Genomic DNA, 4,582 nt, shown 5'->3' with positions numbered 1-4,582 from the left:
GCTCCGGTCGACCGTCGTCGTCGACGGGACACAGGCGCACCATGATCGCCCGTACGGCGTCCTGGTCCTCCTCACCGAGCCCGCGGTAGAGACGCTCCGCTGAGCGCGTCACGGCCCCGCGGATGCCTCCGGACGCCCGATAGCCCTCAAGCGTCATGGTGCGGCCAGCCCGACGATGCCAGGTCTCCATCAGGGCGTGCGACATCAGAGGCTGCCCGCCCGGCTCCCCCTCGACGTCTCGCACGATCAGGTCGACCAGCCCGGGATCGAGTGTGAGTCCCGCCGCGCGGGCCGGACCCTCGATCGCCTCACGCAGCTCATCGCCCGCCAATGGGCGTACGAGGTGCATGCCCTTCTCGACCAGGCGAGCGAGCTCCGCGTCCTGCGCGAGGTCCCCGAGGTGATCCGCGCGGATGGCCAGCACGACCGGCGCTCGGGTCGTGGCGTAGTCAACGACCCACGACAACCACGCCGGCACGTCGGCTTCCTGGGTGAAGATCTCCTCGAACTGGTCGATCACGACGACCGGGTCGTCGCCGGACGCAGCGCCCAACGCAGCCACGACGGCCGTCTGCGGATCGTGCGTCGGCACCAGGATGGCGGCTTCACGGCCCTGGTCACTCAGCAGAGGCACCAGACCTGCGCGAATCACCGACGACTTCCCCGCGCCTGAATCGCCCGCCACGACCAGCAGCGGCGCCGCCTCGAGTCGGCGCGCCAGCTCGACCGCCAGGCGTGAGCGCCCGAAGAACATCGCCGCGTCGTCGACACCGTACGCGGCGAGGCCCTTGTAGGGGCAGCTGTCGTCGTACGGCCCGGAGAGCGCTTCGGGAACGAGCAGGCTCGGGTCCTGCTTGAGCACCGACTCCTCGAGCGAGGTCAGCTCCGGTCCCGGATCCACGCCGAGCTCGGTGCGGAGGGCGTACCCCGCACGACGGATCGTGGCGAGCGCGTCGGTCTGGCGACCACTGCGATACTGCGCCAGGGCCAGCAGCACCCATCGCTTCTCGCGCCAGGGCTCGGCCGCGGACAGGGTCAGCGCATCGGCCGCGACGCCCTCATGGTCACCGAGGTCCAGGCGAAGAGCGACCAGGTCCTCCTCGCCGACCAGACGCAGCTCGGTGAGACGCGCGGCCTCGGCCTCGGCGGGCGCCCAGTCCGTGATGTCGGCGAACGGCGGTCCCCGCCACAACCTGAGCGCAGCGGCCAGCGTGCCGGCCGACTGCGCCAGGTCGCCGGCCACCTTCTGCTCGCGGCTCTGAGCCAGCAACGACACGAACACGCCGCAGTCGAGCTGGATCCCGTCACCGGTCAGCCGGTATCCCGCCGATGTCGTCTCCACTGCGCTCGCCCCTAGCACCTTGCGCAAGCGAGCCACGCACCCCTGCACGACCTTGGCTGCCGACGCCGGCGGGTCGTCGTGCCACAGCACGTCGGTCAGCTCATCGATCGTGAGCACGTAGCCGACGCGAACGGCCAGTGCCGTCAGGACCATCCGGTCGCGCGGCGCAAGGCTGACGCCCCCGGCGTCAACCCGCAGCGAGCCCAGCACGTCGACGTCCATGCCTCATCGTGATCCGCCGGATCACCGGGGTCAACGGGGCCGATACCCCACTGATACCAGGCCGAACGCGGAACGATACCGCCCGCACACATCCTCTCCACGTACGCCGCAAACGGGCGGCGTGACGAGAAAGGAACGATCATGAAGACTCCCAACCCCCGCCGGTTCGGCGGAAACATCCTGCTCGCGTTCGCAGCGGCAGCGGCGGCTGCACTCCTCGGCGCCACGGTCTCGGCAAGCTCGGGCTCGTCGAGCGACGATCCGACGATTGACCGCTGTGTCAGCACGGCGGACGCCGCGGCCGGCTGGCTCGAGAACGGTGGCACTCTCCCCCGCTGCGCCAACGAGTGAGCCGCCCGCGCGGTGACCCAATGACAAAAGGCGGTGAGCTGGGCACGTGTCAGCACTGCTGACAGGTGCCCAGCTCACCGCCCCATGGCGGACAGGCTCAGAAGATGACTTCGCCGGTCTTGCGCTTGGTGCGCAGGAGCTCGATGGCTTCCTTGAGGATCTCGTCGGCCTCGGTCTCGGAGCGACGCTCCTTCACGTACGCGAGGTGCGTCTTGTAGGGCTCGATCTTCTTGGCGGTCGGCCGGTTGTCGGAGTCGACGCTCGACGGCATGCCACACCGCGGGCAGTCCCACGACTCCGGCACCTCGGCCTCGATCGCGAACTGCAGCTCGGTCGTGTGGTTGTTGATGCAGAAGAACGTCACGAACTGCCGCGGGGCGGCCTCGCCACGCTCTGCCTCACCCATGGGGCCTGAGCCGATACGGCTGCCCCGGATAGCACCTGCTGCCACTAGTTGCTCACCTTCAGTAGCAGGCCGAGCGCGAAGATGCACACGACCCAGACGACTGCGATACCGACCGTGATGCGGTCGAGGTTGCGTTCGGCGACCGAGGAGCCGCCGAGCGAGCTGGAGACGCCGCCACCGAACATGTCGGAGAGACCGCCCCCGCGTCCCTTGTGCATGAGAACCAGGACGATCATCAGCAGGCTGCTGATCGCCAGGATTACGGAGAACGTCACAATCACGAGTTGGGGCCTTCGTTGTCAGGCGCCGGACAGGTCCGGCATGGCGTAGAACCGAGCGATCCCGGCGAACTCCTCCGCTTGGAGACTTGCACCGCCAACCAGGGCTCCGTCGACATCCGACTTCGCCATGATGGCGGCGATGTTCGCCGCTTTCACTGATCCGCCGTAAAGGATACGCAATGCCGCCGCGACTTCGGGCGACCAGGTCTCCTCGACGCGCGAACGGATCGCTGCGCAGACTTCCTGGGCGTCCTCCGGGGTGGCCACCTCGCCGGTGCCGATCGCCCACACGGGCTCGTAGGCGATGACGACGGAGGCCATCTGCTCGGCGGTGAAACCGGCGAGCGAGCCGTCGACCTGCGCCAGCGTGTATGCCACGTGGTCGCCGGCCTGGCGGATCTCGAGACCCTCGCCGACGCACACGATGGGGCTCATGCCGGCGGCAAGCGTCTTGGCCGCCTTGATGTTGACGAGCTGGTCGCTCTCGGCGTGGTACTCACGACGCTCGGAGTGACCGACGACGACGTAGGAGCAGCCGAGCTTGGCCAGCATCGACGCGGCGATCTCGCCGGTGTAGGCGCCACCGTCGTGCTCCGAGACGTCCTGGGCGCCGTAGCCGATCGCCAGGTGGTCACCGTCGACCAGCGTCTGCACGCTGCGGATGTCGGTGAACGGAGGGATCACGACGACCTCGGACTTGTCGAAGTCGTGCTTCTTGTCCTGCAGCGTCCAGGCGAGCTTCTGGACCAGCACCACCGCTTCCTGGTGGTTGAGGTTGGACTTCCAGTTGCCGGCCATGAGTGGCTTGCGGTCGGTCATGCAGTTCCCCCAGATTGGGTTGAGTCTTCGAGGATGTCTAGGCCGGGCAGCGTCTTGCCCTCGAGGTATTCGAGGCTCGCGCCTCCCCCGGTGGAGATGTGTCCGAAGTCGCTGTCCGCGAAGCCGAGCTGGCGTACGGCCGCGGCCGAGTCACCACCACCGACGACCGACAGGCCGTCGACCTCGGTGAGCGACTGGGCGACGGCCTTGGTGCCGGCCGCGAACGCCGCCATCTCGAAAACGCCCATGGGGCCGTTCCAGAACACCGTCTTGGAGCCGCGGATGATCTCGGCGAACGCCGCCGAGGAGTCCGGGCCGATGTCGAGACCGAGCTGGTCGGCCGGCATCGCGTCGGCGGCCACGGTCGTCGCGGGCGCATCGGCCTTGAACTCCGGTGCCACGACGATGTCGGTCGGCAGCACCAGGCGTACGCCCTGGGCCTCGGCCTGCGCGATGTAGCCGCGGGCGATGTCGAGCTGGTCGTCCTCGAGGAGGGACTTGCCGACCTCATGGCCCTGCGCCTTGAGGAACGTGAAGACCATCCCGCCACCGATCAGCAGGTTGTCGGCCTTGTCGAGCAGGTTGTCGATGACCCCGAGCTTGTCGGAGACCTTGGAGCCGCCGAGCACCACGGTGTAGGGGCGCTCGGGGCTCTCGGTCAGCCGCTTGAGCACCTCGACCTCCGCCTCCACGAGCTCGCCGACCGCGGCCGGAAGCCGGGTGGCGATGTCGTAGACGCTGGCCTGCTTGCGGTGCACGACGCCGAAGCCGTCGGAGACGAACACGTCGGCGAGCGCTGCGAGCTGGTCGGCGAACGCGCCACGCTCGGCGTCGTCCTTGCTGGTCTCGCCCGGGTTGAACCGGACGTTCTCCAGCACCGCGACCTGGCCGTCCTGGAGCGCCGCGGAGATGTGCGCGGCCTCCGGGCCAACGGTGTCGTTGGCGAACAGCACCGGAGCGCCGAGCAGCTCTGCGAGCCGTTCGGCGACCGGCGCCAGCGAGTAGTCCCGGTTGGGTACGCCGTCGGGACGGCCCAGATGGGCCGTCACGAGGACGCGGGCACCTGCGTCGGCAAGACGCTTGATCGTCGGCACGCTCGCGCGTACGCGACCGTCGTCGGTGATCGTCGTGCCGTCGAGCGGCACGTTGAGGTCACTGCGG

The 4,582-nt window shown here is 68.8% G+C and carries 6 protein-coding genes; 1 reads left to right on the top strand and 5 read right to left on the bottom strand.

The window, feature by feature from the left end:
- Positions 1 to 1,564: AfsR/SARP family transcriptional regulator (locus tag V6M46_RS15635; protein ID WP_332666753.1), on the bottom strand; the 1,564-nt coding region annotated here is incomplete at its 3' end.
- A gap of 141 nt (positions 1,565 to 1,705) precedes the next feature.
- Between V6M46_RS15635 and V6M46_RS15630 the strand changes: the two genes are divergently transcribed.
- Complete coding sequence (locus V6M46_RS15630; RefSeq protein WP_332666751.1) at positions 1,706 to 1,915, top strand: hypothetical protein; 210 nt, start codon at positions 1,706 to 1,708, stop codon at positions 1,913 to 1,915.
- A gap of 97 nt (positions 1,916 to 2,012) precedes the next feature.
- Here the strand turns inward: V6M46_RS15630 and V6M46_RS15625 are convergent, their stop codons facing one another.
- From V6M46_RS15625 to V6M46_RS15610, 4 genes are all read right to left on the bottom strand, one after another.
- Positions 2,013 to 2,366: an RNA polymerase-binding protein RbpA gene (locus V6M46_RS15625; RefSeq protein ID WP_332666749.1), complete on the bottom strand. Its 354-nt coding sequence runs from the start codon at positions 2,364 to 2,366 to the stop codon at positions 2,013 to 2,015.
- Positions 2,366 to 2,602 carry a preprotein translocase subunit SecG gene (gene secG, locus V6M46_RS15620; protein WP_332666747.1) on the bottom strand — a complete coding sequence of 79 codons (237 nt, stop codon included), beginning with the start codon at positions 2,600 to 2,602 and terminating at the stop codon, positions 2,366 to 2,368. Before secG ends, V6M46_RS15625 begins: the two co-directional genes overlap by 1 nt.
- Positions 2,603 to 2,620: 18 nt before the next feature.
- Positions 2,621 to 3,421 (bottom strand): triose-phosphate isomerase, encoded by an 801-nt coding sequence (gene tpiA / locus V6M46_RS15615; RefSeq protein WP_332666745.1) that lies wholly within the window; start codon positions 3,419 to 3,421, stop codon positions 2,621 to 2,623.
- The coding region (locus V6M46_RS15610) for a phosphoglycerate kinase (RefSeq protein WP_332666743.1) at positions 3,418 to 4,582 on the bottom strand (1,165 nt) is incomplete at its 5' end. The genes tpiA and V6M46_RS15610, both read right to left, overlap by 4 nt.

Origin of the sequence: Aeromicrobium sp., assembly GCF_036676885.1 — a bacterium.
GTDB lineage: Bacteria > Actinomycetota > Actinomycetes > Propionibacteriales > Nocardioidaceae > Aeromicrobium.
Note: the sequence above shows the minus strand (reverse complement) of the source record. Positions and strands in the feature narration are given on the sequence as shown.

Bases quoted from the DNA above. Each gene is read 5' to 3' on its own strand.
- V6M46_RS15630 (WP_332666751.1), top strand. From the start codon at position 1,706: ATGAAGACTCCCAACCCCCGCCGGTTCGGCGGAAACATCCTGCTCGCG.
- tpiA (WP_332666745.1), bottom strand. From the start codon at position 3,421: ATGACCGACCGCAAGCCACTCATGGCCGGCAACTGGAAGTCCAACCTC.